The organism is Nocardia heshunensis (assembly GCF_054782115.1).
Genome location: NZ_BAAGTC010000027.1, coordinates 16,903 through 38,046, shown reverse-complemented (window position 1 = coordinate 38,046; position 21,144 = coordinate 16,903). Strand labels below are relative to the sequence as shown.

The window sequence follows — 21,144 nt, the reverse complement described above, 5'->3', positions numbered from 1 at the left end:
CGCGATGGCCGAATCTGCCAGAGTCGTGTCATTGACGCCATGGCCCGCAGGTCGCAGGCTGAAGGACATGCGGGTGGTGCTGATCGTCGTCTTCGACGGTTTCCAGTTGACGGACCTGGCCGGCCCGGCCGACGTCTTCAGCGGTGCCGCCGCGCTCGGCACGACCCCGGGCTACCGGGTCGAGCTGGCCGCCGCGCAGCCCGGTCCGGTGCGCTCGTCCTGTGGCATCGAGGTGACGGCCACCCACGGGCTCGACACCTGGGACGGTCCGGTGGACACCCTGCTGGTGGTCGGCGGCGTCACCGTCTGGATCGCGGCGCAGCTGCCCGAGCTCGTCACCGGCATCCAGCGCATGGCGGCCGCGGCGACCCGGGTGGGCTCGGTCTGTTCGGGCACCTTCCTGCTCGCCCGCGCGGGACTGCTCGACGGTCGCCGGGCGACTACGCACTGGGCGGGCGGCGAGTTGCTCGCTCAGCAGTTTCCCGCGATCACCACCGAACCCGATCGCATCTATGTGCGCGACGGGCCGATGTGGACGTCGGCCGGGGTGACCGCGGGCATCGATCTCGCGCTGGCCATCGTGGCCGCCGACCACGGGCCGGATCTGGCCCGGGAAGTGGCCCGCTGGATGGTCGTCTACCTGCACCGGCCCGGCGGCCAGAGTCAGTTCAGCGCGCCGCTGGCCGCCAACCCGCCGAAGCGGGATTCGCTGCGCGCACTGCAGGTCTGGATGGAGGAGAACCTCGAGGCCGACCTGTCGATGCCCGCGCTGGCGACGCAGGTGGGGATGAGCACGCGGCACTTCTCCCGGGTCTTCGCCAGCGAGATCGGAACCACGCCCGCCCGCTACGTCGAACAGGTGCGGGTGGCCGCGGCCCGGCGGATGCTGGAAACCACCGATCAACCTCTGGACCGGGTCGCGGCGGCGGTGGGACTGGGCTGCCCCGAGACGCTCTATCGAATCTTTCACCGTCACTTGGGAATACCGCCGGGCGAGTATCGCGCACGGTTCACGAAGTTCTGAAAGGGGGAGTGTCCCATGACATTCCAGATGGCCATCGTCCTCTACCCGGGCATGACCGTGTTGGACGCGATCGGGCCGTACGAGGTGCTGCGGGTGCTGCCCGACAGCGAATTGCGGTTCGTCTCCAATGAAGTCGGCCCGGTGGTGTCCGACAGCGGCGTGCTGGCGCTGGGCGCGACCCACACCTTCGCCGAGACGCCCGCGCCCGATCTGGTGCTGGTGGGCGGTTCGGAGGCATCGACCACGGACGCCATGGCCAACAAGGAACTGATCGAGTGGCTGCGCGCCGTGCACCCCGGCACCCAGTGGACGACCTCGGTCTGTTCGGGCGCGCTGGTCTTGGCCGCCGCCGACATCCTGCGTGGGCATCCGGCCACCACCCATTGGGCGGCGCAGTCCTCGTTGGCCGCGTTCGGGGCCGAATCGCGTCCGCACGACCGCATCGTGCGCAGCGGCAAGATCGTCACCGCCGCAGGTGTTTCCGCGGGCATCGACCTCGGGCTGTGGCTGGTCGGCGAGATCGCGGGCGAGGAGTTCGCCCAGATGACCCAACTGGGCATCGAATACGACCCGCACCCGCCGTTCGACACCGGTCACCCCGACAAGGCGTCGCCCGCCCTACTGCGCAAGGCCCGCCTGGACATGGTCAAGCGCGCCGCCAAGCCGCGCGTCCCGGTGGACATGGCCACCGTCATGTGGCGACTGACCCTCAACCGCATTCGCGACAAGGCCGCCGCCAAGCGCTGACCCGCGCGGCGGATTTCCCGTACCGTCGGAGGGGTGACCGAGCTGCTCGGCGACCACTTCTTCGCCAATCCGCATGCGTACTACCGGCTTTGGCGCGAGGACGGCCCGGTGATCCGGGTGCACTTCGGGGACGGGGTGGAGCGCTGGCTGATCCTCGGCTACGAGGAGGCCCGCGCGGCGCTCGCGGATCCCCGGCTGTGCAAGGACATCGACGGCCTGGAAGCCGTCATCGCCCGCAAATATCCGGGCACCTGGCAGGGCCCGCGCACCCACGATGGCCTGCGGCACATGCTCAATGCCGATCCACCCACCCACACCCGGCTGCGCAAGGCGGTGTCGCGAGCCTTCACCCCGCGCCGGATGGCCGCCTTGCAACCGGTCATCGAACAGACCGCCCTCGGTCTGCTGGACGGCATGGCCGGGCACGACGAGGTGGACCTGCTGCAGGCGTTCGCCGCGCCACTGCCGGTGGCGGTGATCTGCCACCTTCTCGACGTCGACATCGAGGATCACTTCACCTTCCGGGAGTGGACGAAGGCGCTGGTCGGCACCCTGGAACCGGGCGTCGACCAGGCCAGGGCGCACCAGGAGATGGTGGCGTTCCTGCGGAAGATGCTGGAGCGCAAGCGACTCGAGCCCGGTGAGGACATGCTGTCGGCCCTGGTCGGCGATGACGCCGCCCTCGACGAGGGCGAACTCGTCGGCATGGCCCTGCTGTTGCTGATCGCCGGGCACGAGACCACGGTCAACCTGATCGGCAACGGCATGCTGACGCTGCTGCATGATCGCCCCTGGCTGGATCGTCTGGTCGAGGACCCGGCCCTGATCCCCACCGCCGTCGAGGAGCTCTTGCGTTTCGACGGCCCGGTCAACATGGCCACGCTGCGCTTCACCGCCGAGCCGATCACGGTGGGCGACACACTGATTCCCGAGGGTGAGCTGGTGCTGGTGGCCCTGGCCTCCGGCAACCGCGACCCCAAGCGCTTCACCGACCCCCAGCGTTTCGACCCTGCCGCCGACCATGCTCAGCACCTGGGCTTGGGCCACGGCATCCACTACTGTGTCGGCGCCCCGCTGGCCCGCCTCGAGGGCGCGATCGCCTTCACCACCCTGCTGCAACGTTTCCCGAACATCGAACTGGCCGTCGACGAGTCCGACCTGCGCTGGCACCCCAACGCGGTCATCCACGCCCTGAAGCGACTACCGGTCCGGTTGCGGAAGTGATCGAGGGCCGGAAATAACCGAAGTCTGACATCCGCCGGAGACCCATCGCGCACGAGCTATCGCGGTGCTCGAATGACATCCATGAGCAAGGCGGTATCGAAGCGAGGCAGCGTCATTCGACGAGGGATCGCGGGGGCGGCTGCGCTCCTGCTGACCGGGCTGCTCGCGGCCTGCGGACCGAGTACGAACGGAAAGCCGGTCGCGATCGACACGACGGCGGCCACACCCTCGACGGCGACCTCGGCCACTGTCACGACCACCGCGACCGCGGGTCCCGCCGTGCGGGCGATCGGAAAGACCGGTTGGGCGGACGGTTTCGCGATCACCGTCGACCAGGCGAGTGCCACGCCCGACAGCGGCGCGGTCCGCATCGACCTGAAACTCACCTACAAGAACCTGGTGGCCGTCAGTCACACACCGACCGACACCGCGTATTTGATCGTCAACGGCGCGAAGGTCTCCGTGCAGTTCAAGAGCCCCGAGGTGGCGGGCAGCGAAACCGCCACCGGCACGGCGACCGCGTCGATCGACACCCTCGATTCCGCGCTCACCCCGAACCAGGTGCTCGACAGCGTCACCCTGGTCTACGGCAATGCCGATGACAACCAGACCAGAATCCCCTTCAAAGCCGGTGTGGCCGTGACCAGTCTGGAGCCGCGCGGCATCACCGTGGGCCAGATCTTCGGCGACGCGCCCTCGTTCGAGCTGTCGAACTCGTATCTGTGGCCCAGCTATGCCAGCGGCGAGAAGGGCAAGTTCGAGCTGTGGGTCGAGTTCAATGTCCGCTGCGCCAACAACTTTGGCGATGCCTACCTCGATCGCGGCTCGTTCTCGGTGACCCAGCCCGGCGGCAAGACCGTCAGCGCCGACCACCGCTCGCCGTTCTGCTGCCAGGCCTTGGGCGGCATCGACAGCAGTCGCGACAACTGGCTGGTCTTCGTCATCGACTCACCGGCCAAGGGCGACTACCTGTTTCACGTCCTCGTCACGCAGACCGGATCGATCGACGCGTCGACGCATGTGAGCCTTTGATGATCGTCCGGCGATGAGTTTTCGTCGGTCGGCGAGTCTATCTTCTTGAACAGACGTTCGAATTGTCCGTCGAGTCGAAGAAGTTGATCTCTTATGACCGTTTTCGCCATCTACGGGGCCACCGGTCACACCGGTCGCCTCGTTGCCGCCGACCTTGCCGCGCGCGGGCAGGAGGTGGTGGTGTCCGGGCGGGACCCGGATGCTCTTGCCGCGCTGGGGTATTCCCGAGTGATGCCTGCGGCGCTGGATGATCCGAGTGCGTTGCGGGCGCTGGCCGAGGCCGCCGATGTGCTGATCCACTGTGCCGGGCCGTTCGCCGCCACCGGGCTGCCGGTTGCCACCGCCGCCGTCGAGGGTGGGTGTCATTACGTCGATCACGCGGTGGAGGTGCACCACGTGAAGCGGCTGTTCGACGAGTTCCAGGAGCCTGCTCAGCGGGCCGGGATCACCATGTTGCCCAGCGTGAGTTTCTATGGGGGACTGGGGGATCTGCTGGCCGGGGCGGTGGCGCGCGGGGTCGCCGATATCGAGCGGATCACCGTGGCCTATCACGTCACCAACTGGATGATGACGCACGGCGCGGTGGAGACGGCTCGGCTGTTGTTCGCCGACACCGATCGGATCGGGTTCGAGGATGGACAGCAGCGGTTCGGGTTCGTGGAACCGCGGCAGGCCATCTTCGCGTTCCCGCCGCCGGTGGGGCCGCGGTCGATGATCGCGCCGGTGCCGTTCCCCGAGGCGGTGACGGTGCCGCGGCACACCCGCACCAGAGCGGTGGAGGCGCAATTGACCGCGCACACCTTTGCGGAGGAGCAGGCGTTCGCCAGCGAGGATGTCGATCCGGCGGATCGGGCCGCCAGTCAATTCATGATCGCCGCACAGGTTTTGGCGGGATCCGGATCCACGGCCGGGACGGTGAGCGGTCGGGATCTGTGGTCGGTGGCGGCACTGGCCTCCGTCGAGGCGGCCGTGCGGCTCGCGGAAGGCACGGCCAAGAGTGGTGTGGCCAGCCCCGCAGAGGCTTTCGATGCCGTGGACTTTCTGACCGTTCTCGCCGAGCGCGGGGTCTTCGACCTCCGGTTGCCGGAAAAGGCGTGAGGAGTACAGCGATGGAACCGATTCTCGTCACCGGCGCAGCCGGTGGAAGCCAAGGCGGCACCGGACGATTGGTCACGGAGTCACTGCTGCGCGCAGGGCTGCCCGTGCGCGCCTTCGTGCACAGCGACGACGGCCGCGCGGCCGAGCTGAAGGATCTCGGTGCCGAGGTGATAGCCGGTGATCTGCGTGAGATCAGCTCGGTGACCCCGGCCCTGGAGGGCGTGCGGCAGGCCTACTTCACCTACCCGGTCAAGGCCGGAATGATGGACGCCGCAGCGGTTTTCGCTGCCGTCGGGAAACAGCGCGGGCTGCAACGGGTCGTCGTGACCTCCCAGCTCGGCTCCGATCCGCAGGCGGGAACCCCGCATATGCGGCGGCACTGGGTGGCCGAGCAGATATTCGACAATGCCGGAATCGGTGCCGTGCATCTACGGGCGGCGGTGTTCTACGAGAACCTGAAGGTCGCCATCGGCGACCGAGGTGAGCTGGCCCTGCCCCTGGGCTCACCCGATACCGTCCTCCCGTTGATCGCGGGCGCGGATGTCGCCGGCGTCGGCACCGGCGTGCTGCGCACCGAGGGCCCGGTCGATCCGGTGCTGTGGCTGGCCGGGGAGGTCATGACCGTCGGGGAGGCCGCCGAATTGTTCGGTGTCCCTTACCGGAACGTCGATCCCGGCGAATGGTCCGAGTGGGCCATGACGCTCTACCGCGACGAGGTCGTCGTGGAGCACCTGACCCACCTGTGGACCATGTTCGCCGCCATCGGGTCCGGGCACGAACTGTTCCGGGTCACCGAATCGATCGAGCGGTACACCGGTCGCCCGCCGATCACGCTGCGCGAGTTCGTCAGTGCGGGGTGACGAAGTCATCCAGGAAGTTGCCCAGGCGCTCGGCCTTGGCCGCGATGCTGCGCTGCGATTGCAGGTAGTCGTCGATGCCTTGCTCCTGGGCATCCTTCAGGTAGGCCGGCAGCGGCTGCTGGATCTCGGTGTCGATCGCCTGGGCCAGCAGCGGTTCCATGGTGGCGCGCAGGGGATTTCCGGTCGCTGCCTGATTGTCGAGTTCGAGACGGCCGCTGTCGGTGGAGTAGTCGTAGAGTTCGAACTCCTGCTCGGCGGAGGCATCGATCTGGATCCGGCCGTCGACCCATTTCGAATAGGACGCGAACTTCGCGTCCGCGGTGCGCACCATGGTCACGTGGCCGGGGGCATTGTGATCGAACAGGATCGCGGCCTCCTCGATCGTCGACTCATCGGTGGTGTGTGCGATCCACGGGCGGCCGGCGGCGGACGCATTACGGCACAGCGCGGTCAGGTCCAGGCGACCCTGCAGATGCTGATAGCGGTCCTGTCCCCGCCAGTCCGAATTACCGGTGGCGATGCTCAGCAGCAGCGGCGCGAGATCGACGCTGGAGGTGAGTTGGCTTCGGGTGCTGGTGGAATCGGTCGGGCTCAGGTATCCGCGCGGGTCGTGGACGTAGAGCGGCACCCGCACCGCCTCGTCGTAGGCGCCACCACCCTTGCCGTGCAGGCCGTGGGAACCGGCATAATCACCGTGGTCGGAGGTGAACACGATGACCGTGTTGGCCGCGACGTCGGGGCGCGAGTACAGGGTGTCGAGGACGCGGCCGATCTGGGTGTCGACCTGCTGCTGCAACCATAGGTACAGGTTGCGCATGTCGATCCAGGCCTGGGTGGCCTCCGGGGTCCCATTGGGAACCAGCCCGAATGCCACGGTCGACACCTGTACGAGGGCCGTCTGTAGTCGCGGCTTGGTGGAAAGCTGTTGCAGCGATTCGAAATTGCCGGGTAGCTGGTCCATCCACTTCGGGATGTCGAAGTTGGCCTGATCGCGGCGGGTCCAGCGCGGCCAGTACTGGATGTCGTGGGGGTTCACCAGGGAGACCGTGGTGCACCAGGGGGAACCTCCGGAGTCGTGGTCGAACCAGTCCACGAAATCATCGACGATCTTCGGATCCGCTTGCAGGCCTTGGCCGGGCGCACCGTTGGGGGAGGGGTAGGTGCCGCCTCCGAAACCGTAGGCGTCGAGCGCGCCGGGAGTCCGATCGGGATAGTGGCCCAGATGCCATTTGCCCCACCAGGTTGTCTCGTATCCGTGCTCGCGCAGCATCGAGCCCCAGGTCGGGAACCTGGGGGAGAGGGTGGATTCCGAGACGACCATGCAGCCGGTCTGGTGGCTGTAGAGGCCGGTCACCAGCGCGCCCCGGGAAGCGGTGCAGTCATTGGCCGCGGTGTAGTGCTGGTCGAACGAGACGCTGCCGCGCCGGATTCGGGCCAGGTTCGGGAGCAGCTGGTCGAGGGTCTGCTGATCTGGGAACCAGACCGGTGCGCGCATCTCGTCGACGATGACCACGAGGATGTTCGGCTGGTCAGGATTGACGTCCGCGCGTGCTCTGGCGGCCGGTCCCGTCGCGGTCGTGGCTACCGCTGCGGTGACCGAAGCAGCTGCTCCCGTGATAAATCCGCGTCTGCCGAACAAGGGGTCTCCTCTAGCCGAAATGGCGATTCGTCAGGGAGCGTAGGGGAGTGCGGTCGGCTCGTCATCACGCCTGCGCGGGATGCGTTCTCCCCCGTTCGGGGGATGCCAGGAGATCGGTGACCTGGACGGTCGGGGTGAGGCGGTCGCGCAGGGTGAGGTCGATCTGCCCGGCTACCGGGATCACCACGGCCGCTGCGGAAGTCGCGACGGCGTCGGTCAGGACGGCGGGCCAATCCGGTTCCCGGGTCGCGGCGAGCGCGCGGATCACCGCTGCCGCGGCGGCGTCGCCCGCACCGGTCGGGTTGCCCGCCAAGGGTTTCGGCAGGCGGGCGGACCAGGCCCCGGCGGTGGTGACGGCGATCATGCCCGCCGTGCCGCGGGTGGCGATGACGGCGCGGACGCCGGCGTCGAGCAGCGGGCGGGCCGCGCGCACCACGGCCTCGGGGCGTTCGGCCACCACGCCGGTGAGCCGTTCGAGCTCGTCCTGGTTGGGCATGAGCACGACGCCGGGCACGGTCGCCGCCAGTTTCAGGGCCGGTCCGTCGACGTCGCAGACGGTCGGGACCCCGGCCGCGACGGCGGCACGGGCCAGGTCGGCGGGGACGCCGTCGTCGATGCCGCCGGGCAGTGAACCCGACACCACGACGCCGCGCAGCTCCGGCAGCAGGAAGGCGATGCGGTCGGCCAGCCGGTCCACGGCGTGCGGTTCGTGGACGTAGGCGCCGGGCTCCCAGAGTCCGGTCGCGGTGCCGTCGCAGGATTCGCTGATCACCAGGGTGCGCCGCACCCACGGCAGGGCGGGCACGAAATCGGCCGGGAACTCCGCCGCGGCCGCGGCGGCGAAGGTGTGGTCGGCGAAACCGGTGGCGCGCGCAGCACTGCCGAGCTGGGTGAGCACGCGCATGACATTGATGCCCTTGCCGCCGAGCCGCTGCTCGACCGACAGCACGCGTTGGGCGCGGCCGCGTTCGAGTTGCTCGAGCCGGTAGGTGAGGTCGTAGGCGGGGTTCATGGTGACGGTGAGGATCACGCCAGCCACCGTCCGCGCCGCAGGACTCGCAGCAGGTTCAGCTCCTCGTCCAATACGACGGCGTCGGCGTACATGCCGGGCCGGAGATCGCCGACCTCGTCCAGTCCGGCCGCGGCGGCCGGGGTCGAGGTGACGGCGGCGACCGCGTCCGCCAACGGCACCCGGCATTCGCGCACCGCCCAGCGCAGGCCCTGCAGCAGGGTCGAGGTGCCGCCCGCGAGGGAACCGCCCGCCACCCGCGCCACCCCGTCGGTCACGGTGACCTCCTGCGGGCCCAGCCGGTACTGGCCGTCCGGCATGCCCGCGGCCTGCATGGCATCGGTGACCAGGGCGACGCGTTCGGGGGCGGTCGCGAAAACCAGTGCGCCGAACCCGGAATCGACGTGCACGCCGTCGCCGATGAGTTCCACGTACGCCTGCTGCTGGGCCGCCGCGACCAGCGCCGCGGCCACCGGTCCGGGCGCGCGATGGTGCAGCGCGGGCATGCCGTTGGCCAGGTGGGTGACCAGGGTCGCGCAGCCCTCGGGGCTCAGCGCCGAGCGGAAGCGGGCGAAACTCGAATCGCTGTGTCCGACAGCCACCACCACGCCGGCCTCGGCCAGTTGTTTGGCGGCGGTGTCGAATCCGGGGCGTTCCGGGGCGAGGGTCATGACGCGCAGGCGGCCGTCCGCGGCCTGCAACAGGCGGTCGACCAGGGTGGGGTCCGGGTCGATGAGGTAGTCGAGATCGTGTGCCCCGCAGCGGGTTCGCGCCAGGAAGGGGCCCTCGATGTGGATGCCCGCGATCGCGCCGTCGGCGGCCAGCGCGCGCAGCGTGGTGACCTGGGCGATCATCGCCTCGGGGGCGGCGGTCACGATGCTGGCCAGCACGGTGGTGGAACCCTGCCGATGATGGAAGGCGGCCGCGGACCGCGCCTGGGCGGCGTCCTCGGTGTCGAAGCGGTGGCCGAAACCGCCGTGCGTGTGGATGTCGACCAGGCCGGGCACCACGGTTCCGGAGTATTCGGGCGGTAGTTCCCGGTGGGTGGTGGCCCACTCGGTGGCCGGTCGCACGGCGGCGACCCGCTCGCCCTGGACGGTGACCACGGCATCCTCCAGGACGCCAGCCCGGGTCACCACCCGGCCGCGTAGTTCTAGACCCCGTCGGCCGTTCACTGTAGCGACCCCGATCGGGCCAGCTCGGCCGCGCCGATCAGTCCGGCGCGAATACCGAACTCGCCCAGTGCGACCCGGGGCACCGGAATCACCCGCAGCAGTTCGGTCAGGCGGGCGTGCAGGGCATCGGTGAGTACGGTGCCCGCGCGCGCCAGGCCGCCGCCGATGACGATCAGTTCCGGGCAGCTCGCGTGCAGGACGCCCAGCAGGCCCGCGGCCAGGGCGTCGACGGCGTCGGCGATGACGGCCTGCGCCTCGGGGTCGGTGTCGAGGGCGGCGAAAACCTGGTCCGCGCCGGTGATTTCGCGTCCGGTCCGCGCGGCGTAGGCGCGGGCGATGGCGGGGCCCGCCGCGACGGTCTCCACGCAGCCGACATTGCCGCAGGGGCAGGCCAGCCCATCGCGGTAGCGGACCGGGATGTGGCCGAATTCCCCGGCCTGTGCGACACCCGACTGTCCGGCGGGTGCGCGCACCAGTCGTCCGCCCACGGTCAGGGTTCCGCTGATCCCCGTGCCCAGGATGAGCACGCACAAGTCGTCGACCCCGCGGCCCGCGCCGAAGCGGGACTCCGCCCAGCCCGCGACCGTCACGTCGTGATCGATCAGCACCGGCATGCCCCAGCTGTCGGTGAAACGGCTGCCCACCTTCGCATTTCGCCAACCGAGATTGGCGCTGAACACGGCGACGGCGCGCTCCGGATCGACCAGTCCGGGCAGGATGACCGCCGCCCGGGTGACCTGATCGCGTACGGCGGTAGGCAGTTCGTTCAGCAGCCGGGTCCCGAGTGCGTCGATCGCGTCGAAAGCAGCCTCACCGTAGGGGGTCTCGATGGTGGCGGCCGCGAGCACGACCCCGTCGACATCGCTGATCTCACCCTTCGTGGTGCCGCCGCCGACGTCCACGGCGAGCACCAGATCTCCGACCGTGTCAGCCATCACCACGCACCCATCAGCCCAATATGACCGATCTGGTCAGGTTGCGTGGGCGATCCGGATCCAATCCCAGGTCGGCGGCCCGCAACAGGCACAGCCGGTGCACCCGGACCAGTTCCACCATGGGGTCCAGCGGGCGATGCTCGAAATGCGCTCCGGTGGCGCGGATCTCGTCTTCCAGGCCCGGAATCGGGGTGCCGAGGGCCCACACCGCCCGGCCCGGTCCGGCAATGCTGATCGGGCCGTGCCGGTACTCGGTGGCGAGGTAGGACTCCGTCCAGGCGCGTGCGGACTCCCGCAGTTTCAGGGCTGCCTCGTCGGCGAGCGCGGCGGCGAAACCCATTCCCACGAAGGTGATCTGCTCGACGTGCCGGACATTCGCCGACACCTCCGCATCCCACTCCGCCAGTACCGCGCGGGCCTGCGCGATGACCGGTGTCAGGTCCTCGCCCAAGTATGCGCGCAGCATCGCCAGCGTCGTTGTGGCGAACCGGGTTTGGACCACCGACTGCTCGTCGAATTCGTCGAGCAGGATCGGGGCGGCCAGCTCCAGTACGGGGGTGCCCGGGCTGGAGCTGATCACGGTGCGCGGAATCGATTCCGGCAGTGCGGTGATGGCGTGCAGCACCTCGGTGGTGGTGCCGGAGCGGCAGATCACCAGGTAGCGGTCGTAGTCGCGTCCGGCGGGTACCGCGCTCGCGGGCCAGGCGTCGGTCAAGCCCTGACCGGCGGCTTCCCGCAGGGCCGCGAAGGCGCGCGCCATGAACAGCGAGGTGCCGCAGCCGAGGACGGCGACCCGCTCGCCCGCTGCGGGTAACAGGTCGCGGTGGGCGGCGGCCAGGGCGGCCGCGCGGCTCCAGTCGTCGGGTTGGGTGGCCACCTCGGCGGCCAGATGGATTGCGGGGGCGGAGATTCGATTCGCATCGGGCGGCACCTACCCAGCATCGACCCAGTGACCGTTCATGTCAATTTTACAGATCAAACGATCACATTCGGGCACTGTTCGCGTTAGATTCAGACAAAACGAATCATCCGCGATTCGTGTCCCGGGGGGTGGCAGATTGAGAGGCCTTGACGTGAAACGTCCACTGCGCAGCGCGCTTTCCACGGTAGCGCTGACCACCGGCCTGGTCCTGACGATGTCCGCCTGCGGCTTCGGCTCGAGCAAGTCGGACGATTCGGACCCCAACACCCTCACCTTCCTGGCGCCGACCTACAGCGACGGCACCAAGGCCGAGTGGAGCGGCATCATCGCCGATTTCCAGAAGGCCAACCCCGACATCAAGGTCAAACTCTCGATGGAATCCTGGGATTCGATCAATGACGTGGTGCGCACCGACCTGCAGACCAAGAGCGCCACGCCCGACATCCTCAATATCGACGCCTACTCGACCTTCGCCACCGACGGGCAGCTGTATCCGGCCTCCGACATCGTGGACGCGTCGGTGATCGGCGATATCCAGCCCGGCTTCGCCAAGAACGCGTCCATCAACGGAACCCAGTGGGCGCTGCCGCTGTTCGCCTCCACGCGCACGCTGTACTACAACACCGACCTGTTCGCGAAGGCCGGCATCGCGGCACCGCCCAAGACGTGGGCCGAACTCACCGACGCCGCCAAGAAGATCCAGGCGCTCGGCGGCGGGGTGTCCGGCTACGGGCTGCCGCTGGGCAGCGAGGAAGCCCAGGGCGAGACCTCCATCTGGACGTTCGGGGCGGGCGGCGAATGGTCGGCCGGTGACAAGGTCACCGTCGACACTCCCGCGAACCTCGAGGGCGTGAAGGCCATGAAGGCCATGGCCGATGCCGGTGTGACCGAACAGAATCCGGGTGCGACCAACCGGCTCGACGTGATCAACGCGTTCATTCAGGGCAAGATCGGCATGATCGAGGGCCTGCCGCCCACCATCAGCCAGATCGCCGCCAAGAACCCGAGCCTGAAGTACGCCACCGCGCCGTCGCCGACCAAGACCGGTGATCCGGTCACGCTGGGGGTGGCCGATCACCTGATGGCGTTCAAGAAGGACGGCAACAAGGCTCCGGCGATCAAGAAGTTCCTCAGCTACTTCTATTCTGCGGCCGTGTATTCCAAGTTCGTGAGCAGCGAACACTTCATCGCGGTCACCAACAGCGGCGCGGCCGCGCTGGCCGACGATCCGGTCACCAAGGCGTTCGCGGCGACGCTGCCGGTAGCGAAGTTCTACCCGAGCAACAACCCGAAATGGGGCGCCGCGCAAGGGGCGATCCGGCAGCAGATGGGCACCATCGCGCAGGGCAGTGATCCGGCCTCGGTGCTGCAGAAGATTCAGCAGGCGGCGAGTTGAGGGGCGCCGCCTCGCATCGGTCCACGGCCACGCTCCGTGCGTTGCCGTGGATCGGCCCGGTGCTCATCCTCATCGCGGCGGTGGTGGCCTTCCCGGCCGCCTACATGTTCTGGACCTCCACCCGCGACCTGAGCGCCTACGGGCAGGATCGCGGCCCGGCCGGATTCGCCAACTTCCGAAAGCTTTTCGCGATCGAGGAGCTGCCGTCGATCCTGCTGCACACCGTGGTGTGGGTGGTGGCGGTCGTGGTCATCACGCTGGTGCTCTCGGCCGGGCTGGCGCAATTCCTGAACAAGGACTTTCCCGGGCGCACGGCGGTGCGGCTGGCGATTCTGGTGCCGTGGGCGGCGTCGGTGGTCATGACGACCACCATCTTCGAGTACATGCTGGATCCGGATGTGGGCATTGCCAACCGGTTTCTCGTCGATATCGGGGTGCTGGACCGGGGTTTCGGGTTCACCAAGCAGCCCGGCCCGGCGTTCCTGGTCGCGATCGGTGTCGCGGTGTTCGTATCCGTGCCGTTTACGACCTACACGATTCTGGCTGGGCTGCAATCGATTCCGGCCGATCTCGACGAGGCGGGTCGCGTCGATGGCGCGAGCCCATGGCAGCGCTACCTGTATCTCACACTGCCGCAACTGCGTCCGGCCATGGCGGTGGCCACCGTCATCAACATCATCAACTCGTTCAACTCGCTGCCCATCCTGCAAGTGCTGACCGGTAGCATCGCCGGCTTCTCCGCCGACACCACAACCACGTTGACCTTCAAGCTGATCCGTCAGAACCAGCAGGTCGCCACGGCCGCGGCAATGAGCGTCCTGAACTTCGCCCTGATCCTGGTGATCATCGCGATCTACGTGAAACTGATTCGCCCCGCCGGTGAGGAGGCCCGATGATCACCCGACGCCGCTGGGGCCTCACCGCCGTGGGTACGGTCCTGGCCGCGATCTTCCTACTCCCGTACCTGGTAATGGTCCTGGGTTCCCTCAAACCCCGCTCCGAAATCCTCCGCATCCCACCCACATATCTCCCCAACCACTGGCAACCCGACAACTACGCCACCATGTGGCACACCCCCGAAACGCCCCTCCCGTTCAATCTCATAAGCACCGTGGTGATTTCGGTCTTCGGAACGGTGCTGGTCCTGGTCGTAGCCATCCCCGCCGCCTACTACACCGCCCGGCGGCGGTTCCCCGGCAAGGCGTTGTTCCTGGGCTTGGTCCTGATAACCCAAATGCTGCAGCCCACAGTCCTGGTCACCGGCTTGCTACGAGAGTTCTTCACTCTCGGCATCAACGACACCTGGCTAGCCATGATCCTCGTCAACGGCGCCTTCAACCTCTCCTTCGCGGTGTGGATCCTCCACAGCTTCTTCGCCTCGATCCCGATCGAGGTAGAGGAGGCTGCCCAACTAGACGGTCTCAACCGCTGGCAGATCCTGACCCGAGTAAGCCTCCCTCTGGTCTGGCCCGGCATCGTCACCGCCACGGTGTTCGCCTTCGTCTCCTGCTGGAACGAATTCGCCGCCAGCCTCGTAATCCTCACCACCCCAGAGAACCAACCCCTCTCCGTGGCCCTAACGAAGTTCATCGGCCAATACGACACGGCCTGGCAGTACGTCTTCGCCATCTCCACGGTCGGCATAGTCCCGGTAGTAATCCTCTTCGCCCTAATCGAAAAACGCCTCGTAGCCGGCCTGACCGCCGGCAGCGTCAAATAGCGCTGTGCCAGTCAGCGCAAGTCCGAGCGCAATCCCTCGATCCCCGGGTGATGGGTGGCGGGCAGCTCGTCGAGGGCGGTGGTGATGCGGCGTTCCTCCCATTGGAAATGGGATTCGAGGATGGCGCTGAGGCCGCTGACCTCATTTCGCACCGCCACGAGATTGTCGGTGGAGGCGTCGGTGAGCAGTTCGGTCATCCTGGCGAGGATGTCGGCGACCAGGCGGTGGTCGGCGGCTAGCTCGGTCAGTACCGGCGCGAGGTCGGGAAACTGTTGGGCCAGAACGGGAAAGACCGTCTGGTCCTCGCCGGTGTGATGATCGGTGACTGCTTGGCAGAAGGTCAGGCAGTGGGCGCGTAGGTCGCGTGGTGGGAGTGTGGCGCCGCCGGCATGCTGGTCCAGTTCCTTGCTGACTCGGCGGAGTTCGGCGCGGAGCCAGTTGTGGGTTTCGATGAGTTCGCGGCCTAGTGCCCGCGCGCGGTCGTTGTGGGTGGACATGATGTCAGCGGGTATATCAGGCCGGTGTCAGGGCCGTGTCAGCCGGGGCGGCGACAGTACTCACATCAACAACGCAGCAGCGAATGAGGAGTACAGAGACATGAACGTTTTTCAGACCCCCGCCCCGATCGATGTCACCCTCGAGGTTGGCGCCGGGACCGTCAGCGTTATCGCCTCCGACCGGATCGACACGGTCGTTCAGGTTCGGCCTGCCGATGCCGGGAAGAAAGACGATGTGAAGGCTGCGGAGCAGTTGAAGGTGGAATTCGGTGCGGGTGGTCTCGGCGTGAAGATGCCGAAGGGGTGGAAGGTGATCGGGCCGTCGTCCGGTAAGGGCTCGGTCGATGTGAGCATCGAGGTGCCTGCCGGGTCTCGGATCAACGGGAACCTCGCGCACGGAAGCTTCCGTACCGCTGGTGAATTCGGCGCGAGCACCGTGGACGTGGCGGCGGGTGACATTGTCATCGGGCGTGCGGTTGCCGCGGTGACCGCGACTATTGCCAAGGGGGACATCACTGTCGAGGACGCGGTGCACGGAGTGCTTCGCCTGGAGACTTCCGTCGGCGACGTGCGGGTCGGAATTCACCCGGGCAGTGCGGCGAGCGTGGCCTCCAAGACCTTGGGCGGCGGTATGAGCAGCCAACTGGCACCGGTCGATCCGGCACAGAGCAACGTCGTAGAGGTCCACGCCCACACCGCTTCCGGCAACGTCGTCATCGGCCACTCCACTGCGGTCTGATTCACCGAGACCCGCAGATCCGTTCACCATGCGGCGGCACCACAACGGTGCCGCCGCCGATCATTCCGATCGAACTGACCAACACTATTGGGCGGCACACAATTTCGGGCGTCGATCAGGCTTCGACCCGAACGTGCTACGGCACGTGAATCACCGGGTGAACAATCGGGATGCTTTTCCACCTCCGCGCGGACCGAGCGGCTCCGGGTCAACAATCTCTTCATGCATGTCTTCGCGAGTTCACGCACCTTTGAGGTTTGGCAATGGGGCCCAGGCCATACCGGTCTGTTGCTGCGCAGTTGGGGCGGCTCCGCCGACGAGCCCCGCATCGAAGTTCTGTTCAAGCCCGCCGACTTCGCATGCCTGCCGAACAGGTTGACCGGCATCGACATCGCCATGGTGACCGACGGCGACGTCTATGCAACCGTCCTAAGGTTTCTCGGACGCGACCTGAAACACTCGGAGAACCTGTTCGCCGTGATGTCCGAAGACGTGTCGGGTTGGGTGGTCGGGGGATCCGCGAATGGCCGCACCGGTCCCGAATCCGGCTCCCGCGAGCCGATGTTCGACGGCTGGGAGGCCAAAGACCCAGTCAGGGATCTCTTCACCACCAACATCACTCCACACTGACGGCCCGGCACAACGCACTACTCTGCCGCTGGTCGCGCAGACCGAACCGGCCAGCGACAGCGGGCCGAAGATCAACGCGCCGAGACGATCCGAGACCGGTGAAACATCCTCTCTTGCCGAATGCCGAGTGGCACAAAATGGAGGACAGACCAGACGAAACCCCTCCAGGATGCGCCACTCGGCGACGAGATGCGCACCGTTGCTCGCGATCACGACGTTTGCGGTGGTGGCGAGCGTGAGGATCGACTGCGGGTCGGGCGCCCTGAACAGCCGCATACCGCGCGGTTTGAACGATTGTGGCGTCTAGTTGCCGAGGCGGCGCACGTAGAGTTTCTGGCTGGCACGAGCAACCAGGGTGCCGGTTTCGTCGAGGATCTCGGCGGTGTGGTCGGTGATGGACTTGGCGCCCGAGGTGGTCGTGTCCCTTATCGCGTCGACCTGCGCTCGCGGGAGTCGCATCGTCGCGGTGACCGTTCCTCGACCTGGCGCGAGGAATTCGATGCTTCCGACCGTGTTCCATACGCGATAGTCGCGGCCGAGCTGTCCGTAGGCCATGATCCCGAAGAAGGGATCGGTCATCGAGTACAGAGTGCCTCCGAAGGCGGCACGGTTGGGATTGTTGCGGTTCCACGGACGAATCCGGTAGGTCACACGCACGGTCGTCCAGTCGTCGGATATCTGTCGAACTCGCACACCGGCGAACAGATAGGGCGGGAAGGCGTTGAACAGCAGCCGATACAGGCGCGGCGATTCGCCCGGATAGAGCATCCCCTTCGACGGGTCCTTCGATGGCCTATCAGGGTGCGCGGCACGGTCATTCGACATCGCTTTCAGACCCCTCCCCGCGGTGATCGGTATGTATCGACACCGCTTTCCACTGCTCCGTCACGATCATGGCACAGGCAGGTCGACCCGGCCGGTCCTCGCGAAGAACGTCCGCTTCTGCCGCGACCCGCGCGGTCCGAGGCGGTCAGCGAGGGTCTGTGGAAGATCAACGGGCCGAGCGCATCACGGTCGCCGAAAACGCACCATCATGCCGAATGTCGAGTGGCACAAAATGGAGGACAAACCAGCCGAACATCTCCAGAATGTGCCACTCGGCGACGAGATATCTTCTGGTGCTGGTGATTACGACTTCGGTATTGCTGGGGAGGGTGTGGGATCGGCGGCGGTCGGCCAGTGCCCGGGGATCCGGAACGCCGCTTACAAGCCTGTTCGGACCGGCCCGGCCAGTGCCGGTTGAACGCGCTTACCTGCCGATGCGTATGCGTCGTACTCATAAGTGGTGAAACCGATTTCGCGTATCGGGTACGTCGTCATGGGACCATCGAAAGGTCGGCAACGAGCCGGCCAGGGAGGAAGGAACGCGATGACCGACGACTCCGCACCCGGCAGCGGCGGGGCGAACTGGGAGGACCAGCAGGAGGANGTAAGCGAGGTAGTCCACAGGCTGCACGTCCGCGGACACTTCAGGACGTCCTGACCGCTTAGTGGTTGGTCGAGGTAGTAGATGTGTCATACCGGAAGCTGCCGAGAGTGCATTCGTGAGCGAGCGCTGCTGTCGCATGCCGCACGTCCGGTGGGGAGAGGTCGACCGAGAGAACGCCAGCGGCGCAGGAGCATCCTGTACTGCATATCGCGCTGACCGAACCGGCCAGCGCGGTGCAGCGGAAGATCAACCGGCCGAGCTGATCTGAGCGCCGCGAACGTCTGCTACTGGCGGCCCTCTATGCCAAGACATCGGTGTGGGTACAGGCCCTAGTCAGTGAGATCGACTTCGGTGTACGAAGGCAGAGTTTCCAGCACTCGGTCTTTCAGCTCATTCAGGATTGGGTCGCCAGCCGCACTGGAGTCGTCGGTGGATGTCTCTTTCGGCTGTTCCGGATTCGTCATCGCAGGTACCTACTCTCCCGAGTGCGGATGGGCGTGCTCGACCTCAATCATTCCACTCACGCAACGTTCGCGTAGGACTCCTGCCGCCCTGACGCGCAACAGGATGGCATCCTGCGAATTCGAGAGCGAGATGGTCGATCGAGATGAGGCGATCGAGGTCATGGACCGTTCAGCCGACACAAGGGTGCGGCTGTGGCACCGCACCGTTCCATACAGCGACGACTTCGTAGCGGTCTGCGTTGAATTGTCTGGGGACGGGATGGCGGCGTCGATGCACGGACTCATCCTCGATTACGTCAACGGTCGCTCGCTGCCCGGCTTCCTCAACACATTGGAACGGGATTTCGCTGGCTGGCAAGGCATCCGAACGTGGGAGAGCATGGACCACGAGCTGCGGATCGAAGCGCGACATTTGACCTTGGGGCATGTTCGGCTGGACTGGAGCCTGAACCGTCAGCCAAGTGAATCTCTTTCCTGGGCGGCAACGGTCGTGACCTACCTGGAAGCTGGTGAGCAGTTGCGACAGTTCGCAGCTGCCGTCCATCGATTCGTACTACCCGATGACGCCGAGCGCCGACCGTAAGCGTGTGTCCGCTTCTCTAGGTAGCCGCTGATCGCTCGGTTCAGGACGGCTGGCACCCGCCGGCGAACGCACTGATCTGGCACCCCTCTATGTCAAGACGTCGGTGTGGGTGCAGAGCTGGTCTCGAGGGCTGGTCCGGGATGTGGCTTGTCCGAAGGGCTGGTATGCGGGTTGAAGCCGGTCACGCTGGAGTTGCTGTTGCTGCCCGCCCCACGGATGACTGTGCACCACAATGCCGCTACAAGGCTGTTCGGCAGGCCGACGCGCGGCCGACCACACGCCAATTCTGTCGAGCCAGTGCGTTGCGTCTGCACCGGATCAGGCTGTGCGAACTCTTGTCTCGTGTGGTTCGGCTCGGCATGGTGGACTCGCGGGATGGAGAAGAGCATGGGCCTCGACGCTCATTTCGCCCAGCGAGCACGAAAGATCGCGCCGAAGCCGACCGACCCGACTACGCCGCACGCCGGTCGGGCGGTCGAGGGCTGGGGGGTTTCGTGACTGGCTCCTGGCCAATCATCTTCGTCGCCAAAGCAGTTTGGTCTGGTCTGGGTTGATCACGCAGATCGCGCTGCCCGAGTGGGATTTCGTCACCGATCTCACTCCCGAGCAGGAGACCCACCTGCTCGACGTGCTGTTCGATCTGCTCGATCGCTATTTCGCAGAGTGCGAAGCGTCAGCTGAACTTCCGCTCTAGGTAGGCACCCTTTCGGTCAAGTCCTTGTTGGGGTGCGGGAGTTAGTCTGCTCGGTGACCGAAATTGTGCTCCTGCACAGTGATTCGAGACACACTCCGTTATCCGACGTTGATCTAGTGGGTCCGGATCCGATACGAAGTATCGACGTAGTTGTGTGGGCATTCGGTTCAATTCGGATCGATGCCGGGGATGTGGAGGAAATTTATGAAGCGTCGGGTCCTTTCTGCTGGTGTGCTGGCCGTGCTGCCGGTCGCGGCCACCATCGCGTTCGCGGGCAACGCGCAGGCCGCTCCGGTCGCGCAAGCTCCGCAGTTGCAGCCGGTGGCGGCGGGCATCGACCTGCAGCCGGTCACCACAAACCCGGACGCGGCGAACTCGGATCCGGTGATGAATGGTGCCGCCGGCGGCGCGCTCGTGGGATTGGCTGTTGGTTCGGCGGTGCCGGCCGTGGGTAGCGCGACCGGCGCGCTCGCCGGTGGACTGATCGGTGCTCTCGTCGGCGCGACGAACCCGTCCGTCGTCCCGCAGGTCCTGCCCTGATCCCACACCAAGCGGATCGGTGAAACGGCCGCGCACCCCAGAGGTGCGCGGCCGTTCGCATTCCCGGGAAACCCCTGTGTGAGTCCACTGTCTGAAGATCAACGGCCCCGCTGGGTGTCGGTCAATCCGGGTGGGGCGCTCCGCCGAAGTCGAAGGCGATGAAGAGCAAAGAGATCACGGCACCACACACCATGAAGAAGGTTGTCGCCGTCACGCCCAACAGCCGGATGCGGCGGACCTTGGAAACCGCGACCCCGACCGCGACCACTGCGCCGAACGAAATGATCCAGGCTGCCCAATAACCCGCCGTTTCGAGGCCGTTCCCGGAGGGTGTGGGCGTGTCGGTACCGAATACTCGTCGAAGCCGAAAGTCGATCATCGGGTAGACGCGGAATGCCATCAGGCCACCGATGAACAGCCCACCCGCAAGCTGCACAACAGTTCCGAGCCACTCACGAAACCGAGACACCGGTCCAAATTTACCTGACAGGGTGGGGAATTCGGCTATGAGACGCCGGATCCATGGCCTGGCTCGGGAACGAGGATGTGGCCGAAGATGATGGAGAGTAGGGCTCCGATTCCGGTTTGTGCCGACCCGGTGGCCTGGTCGGCCGAGCCGGTTGCGGCGACGGGCTGCGGGGTGGTCGGGGCGGCGTAGGCCACACCCTTGGCGGCGGCCAAACCGGTGAGAAGCACTGCGACAGCCAGTGTTCCACGGATCTTGGTTCTGGCGTTGACCTTGGACACTCGGGGCTCCTTCGGCGGTCGGTGTACGAGGCCTCGAGGC

Annotated in this window: 23 protein-coding genes; 14 read left to right on the top strand and 9 right to left on the bottom strand. The window is 66.6% G+C overall.

Features of this window, described 5'->3' with window-relative positions:
• Nucleotides 1-67: 67 nt before the first annotated feature.
• The 6 genes from ACYVN4_RS41260 to ACYVN4_RS41235 all read left to right on the top strand — a co-directional run bounded on the left by ACYVN4_RS41260 (nt 68) and on the right by ACYVN4_RS41235 (nt 5,985).
• Nucleotides 68-1,024, top strand: a complete 957-nt coding sequence (locus ACYVN4_RS41260; RefSeq protein WP_460729062.1) for a GlxA family transcriptional regulator — start codon at nt 68-70, stop codon at nt 1,022-1,024.
• A gap of 15 nt (nt 1,025-1,039) precedes the next feature.
• Nucleotides 1,040-1,771 carry a DJ-1/PfpI family protein gene (locus tag ACYVN4_RS41255; RefSeq protein WP_460729060.1) on the top strand — a complete coding sequence of 244 codons (732 nt, stop codon included), beginning with the start codon at nt 1,040-1,042 and terminating at the stop codon, nt 1,769-1,771.
• A gap of 33 nt (nt 1,772-1,804) precedes the next feature.
• Complete coding sequence (locus ACYVN4_RS41250) at nt 1,805-2,995, top strand: cytochrome P450 family protein (RefSeq protein ID WP_460729058.1); 1,191 nt, start codon at nt 1,805-1,807, stop codon at nt 2,993-2,995.
• 81 nt (nt 2,996-3,076) lie between these two features.
• Complete coding sequence (locus ACYVN4_RS41245) at nt 3,077-4,027, top strand: hypothetical protein (protein ID WP_460729056.1); 951 nt, start codon at nt 3,077-3,079, stop codon at nt 4,025-4,027.
• 93 nt (nt 4,028-4,120) lie between these two features.
• Entirely contained in the window at nt 4,121-5,125 is a 1,005-nt protein-coding gene (locus tag ACYVN4_RS41240; RefSeq protein ID WP_460729054.1) for a saccharopine dehydrogenase NADP-binding domain-containing protein, read from the top strand.
• 11 nt (nt 5,126-5,136) lie between these two features.
• Nucleotides 5,137-5,985, top strand: a complete 849-nt coding sequence (locus tag ACYVN4_RS41235; RefSeq protein WP_460729052.1) for an NAD(P)H-binding protein — start codon at nt 5,137-5,139, stop codon at nt 5,983-5,985.
• On the opposite strand, the gene ACYVN4_RS41230 is transcribed toward ACYVN4_RS41235, so the two are convergent.
• The 5 genes from ACYVN4_RS41230 to ACYVN4_RS41210 all read right to left on the bottom strand — a co-directional run bounded on the left by ACYVN4_RS41230 (nt 5,972) and on the right by ACYVN4_RS41210 (nt 11,674).
• Nucleotides 5,972-7,624, bottom strand: a complete 1,653-nt coding sequence (locus tag ACYVN4_RS41230) for a sulfatase-like hydrolase/transferase (protein WP_460729050.1) — start codon at nt 7,622-7,624, stop codon at nt 5,972-5,974. The genes ACYVN4_RS41235 and ACYVN4_RS41230 overlap by 14 nt on opposite strands.
• 64 nt (nt 7,625-7,688) lie before the next feature.
• Nucleotides 7,689-8,654, bottom strand: coding sequence for a hexose kinase (locus ACYVN4_RS41225; protein ID WP_460729048.1), 966 nt, complete (start codon nt 8,652-8,654; stop codon nt 7,689-7,691).
• Nucleotides 8,651-9,772: an N-acetylglucosamine-6-phosphate deacetylase gene (locus tag ACYVN4_RS41220; RefSeq protein WP_460729046.1), complete on the bottom strand. Its 1,122-nt coding sequence runs from the start codon at nt 9,770-9,772 to the stop codon at nt 8,651-8,653. The genes ACYVN4_RS41225 and ACYVN4_RS41220 overlap by 4 nt, the downstream gene beginning before the upstream one ends.
• A 32-nt stretch (nt 9,773-9,804) precedes the next feature.
• Nucleotides 9,805-10,743: an ROK family protein gene (locus ACYVN4_RS41215; RefSeq protein ID WP_460729044.1), complete on the bottom strand. Its 939-nt coding sequence runs from the start codon at nt 10,741-10,743 to the stop codon at nt 9,805-9,807.
• A gap of 13 nt (nt 10,744-10,756) precedes the next feature.
• Complete coding sequence (locus ACYVN4_RS41210; protein WP_460729042.1) at nt 10,757-11,674, bottom strand: SIS domain-containing protein; 918 nt, start codon at nt 11,672-11,674, stop codon at nt 10,757-10,759.
• A gap of 142 nt (nt 11,675-11,816) precedes the next feature.
• Here ACYVN4_RS41210 and ACYVN4_RS41205 point away from each other — a divergent pair, with 142 nt between their 5' ends.
• From ACYVN4_RS41205 to ACYVN4_RS41195, 3 genes are read left to right on the top strand one after another with little or no spacing between them, the layout of a single operon-like run.
• Nucleotides 11,817-13,061, top strand: a complete 1,245-nt coding sequence (locus tag ACYVN4_RS41205) for an extracellular solute-binding protein (protein WP_460729040.1) — start codon at nt 11,817-11,819, stop codon at nt 13,059-13,061.
• Nucleotides 13,062-13,102: 41 nt separating this feature from the next.
• Nucleotides 13,103-13,957, top strand: a complete 855-nt coding sequence (locus ACYVN4_RS41200) for a carbohydrate ABC transporter permease (protein ID WP_460729038.1) — start codon at nt 13,103-13,105, stop codon at nt 13,955-13,957.
• On the top strand, nt 13,954-14,781 hold the full coding sequence (locus tag ACYVN4_RS41195) for a carbohydrate ABC transporter permease (RefSeq protein WP_460729036.1): 828 nt from the start codon (nt 13,954-13,956) through the stop codon (nt 14,779-14,781). Before ACYVN4_RS41200 ends, ACYVN4_RS41195 begins: the two co-directional genes overlap by 4 nt.
• A gap of 11 nt (nt 14,782-14,792) precedes the next feature.
• Here ACYVN4_RS41195 and ACYVN4_RS41190 read toward each other — a convergent pair whose 3' ends face one another.
• The gene (locus ACYVN4_RS41190; protein ID WP_460729034.1) at nt 14,793-15,278 is read right to left on the bottom strand and encodes a hemerythrin domain-containing protein; all 486 of its coding nucleotides are present in this window, start codon (nt 15,276-15,278) and stop codon (nt 14,793-14,795) included.
• Nucleotides 15,279-15,378: 100 nt separating this feature from the next.
• On the opposite strand from ACYVN4_RS41190, the gene ACYVN4_RS41185 reads away from it, so the two are divergent.
• Together ACYVN4_RS41185 and ACYVN4_RS41180 are read left to right on the top strand one after the other, a co-directional pair.
• Nucleotides 15,379-16,017, top strand: a complete 639-nt coding sequence (locus tag ACYVN4_RS41185) for a DUF4097 family beta strand repeat-containing protein (RefSeq protein ID WP_460729032.1) — start codon at nt 15,379-15,381, stop codon at nt 16,015-16,017.
• 222 nt (nt 16,018-16,239) lie between these two features.
• Nucleotides 16,240-16,647, top strand: a complete 408-nt coding sequence (locus ACYVN4_RS41180) for a hypothetical protein (protein ID WP_460729030.1) — start codon at nt 16,240-16,242, stop codon at nt 16,645-16,647.
• Nucleotides 16,648-16,950: 303 nt separating this feature from the next.
• Here ACYVN4_RS41180 and ACYVN4_RS41175 read toward each other — a convergent pair whose 3' ends face one another.
• Nucleotides 16,951-17,472 carry a DUF4442 domain-containing protein gene (locus tag ACYVN4_RS41175; protein WP_460729028.1) on the bottom strand — a complete coding sequence of 174 codons (522 nt, stop codon included), beginning with the start codon at nt 17,470-17,472 and terminating at the stop codon, nt 16,951-16,953.
• Between the two features lie 1,033 nt (nt 17,473-18,505).
• On the opposite strand from ACYVN4_RS41175, the gene ACYVN4_RS41170 reads away from it, so the two are divergent.
• From ACYVN4_RS41170 to ACYVN4_RS41160, 3 genes are all read left to right on the top strand, one after another.
• Nucleotides 18,506-19,123, top strand: a complete 618-nt coding sequence (locus ACYVN4_RS41170; protein WP_460729026.1) for a DUF6228 family protein — start codon at nt 18,506-18,508, stop codon at nt 19,121-19,123.
• Nucleotides 19,124-19,673: 550 nt separating this feature from the next.
• Nucleotides 19,674-19,817 (top strand): hypothetical protein, encoded by a 144-nt coding sequence (locus ACYVN4_RS41165; RefSeq protein ID WP_460729024.1) that lies wholly within the window; start codon nt 19,674-19,676, stop codon nt 19,815-19,817.
• A gap of 204 nt (nt 19,818-20,021) precedes the next feature.
• Nucleotides 20,022-20,357, top strand: coding sequence for a hypothetical protein (locus ACYVN4_RS41160; protein WP_460729022.1), 336 nt, complete (start codon nt 20,022-20,024; stop codon nt 20,355-20,357).
• 121 nt (nt 20,358-20,478) lie between these two features.
• Here ACYVN4_RS41160 and ACYVN4_RS41155 read toward each other — a convergent pair whose 3' ends face one another.
• Both ACYVN4_RS41155 and ACYVN4_RS41150 read right to left on the bottom strand, forming a co-directional pair.
• On the bottom strand, nt 20,479-20,826 hold the full coding sequence (locus tag ACYVN4_RS41155) for a hypothetical protein (RefSeq protein ID WP_460729020.1): 348 nt from the start codon (nt 20,824-20,826) through the stop codon (nt 20,479-20,481).
• 35 nt (nt 20,827-20,861) lie between these two features.
• On the bottom strand, nt 20,862-21,104 hold the full coding sequence (locus tag ACYVN4_RS41150; RefSeq protein ID WP_460729019.1) for a hypothetical protein: 243 nt from the start codon (nt 21,102-21,104) through the stop codon (nt 20,862-20,864).
• Between the last annotated feature and the right edge of the window lie 40 nt (nt 21,105-21,144).

Coding starts and splice junctions, on each gene's coding strand:
- ACYVN4_RS41260 (WP_460729062.1), top strand. CDS start 68: ATGCGGGTGGTGCTGATCGTCGTCTTCGACGGTTTCCAGTTGACGGAC.
- ACYVN4_RS41255 (WP_460729060.1), top strand. CDS start 1,040: ATGACATTCCAGATGGCCATCGTCCTCTACCCGGGCATGACCGTGTTG.
- ACYVN4_RS41245 (WP_460729056.1), top strand. CDS start 3,077: ATGAGCAAGGCGGTATCGAAGCGAGGCAGCGTCATTCGACGAGGGATC.
- ACYVN4_RS41240 (WP_460729054.1), top strand. CDS start 4,121: ATGACCGTTTTCGCCATCTACGGGGCCACCGGTCACACCGGTCGCCTC.
- ACYVN4_RS41235 (WP_460729052.1), top strand. CDS start 5,137: ATGGAACCGATTCTCGTCACCGGCGCAGCCGGTGGAAGCCAAGGCGGC.
- ACYVN4_RS41215 (WP_460729044.1), bottom strand. CDS start 10,743: ATGGCTGACACGGTCGGAGATCTGGTGCTCGCCGTGGACGTCGGCGGC.
- ACYVN4_RS41195 (WP_460729036.1), top strand. CDS start 13,954: ATGATCACCCGACGCCGCTGGGGCCTCACCGCCGTGGGTACGGTCCTG.
- ACYVN4_RS41190 (WP_460729034.1), bottom strand. CDS start 15,278: ATGTCCACCCACAACGACCGCGCGCGGGCACTAGGCCGCGAACTCATC.
- ACYVN4_RS41185 (WP_460729032.1), top strand. CDS start 15,379: ATGAACGTTTTTCAGACCCCCGCCCCGATCGATGTCACCCTCGAGGTT.
- ACYVN4_RS41180 (WP_460729030.1), top strand. CDS start 16,240: ATGCATGTCTTCGCGAGTTCACGCACCTTTGAGGTTTGGCAATGGGGC.
- ACYVN4_RS41175 (WP_460729028.1), bottom strand. CDS start 17,472: ATGTCGAATGACCGTGCCGCGCACCCTGATAGGCCATCGAAGGACCCG.
- ACYVN4_RS41160 (WP_460729022.1), top strand. CDS start 20,022: ATGAAGCGTCGGGTCCTTTCTGCTGGTGTGCTGGCCGTGCTGCCGGTC.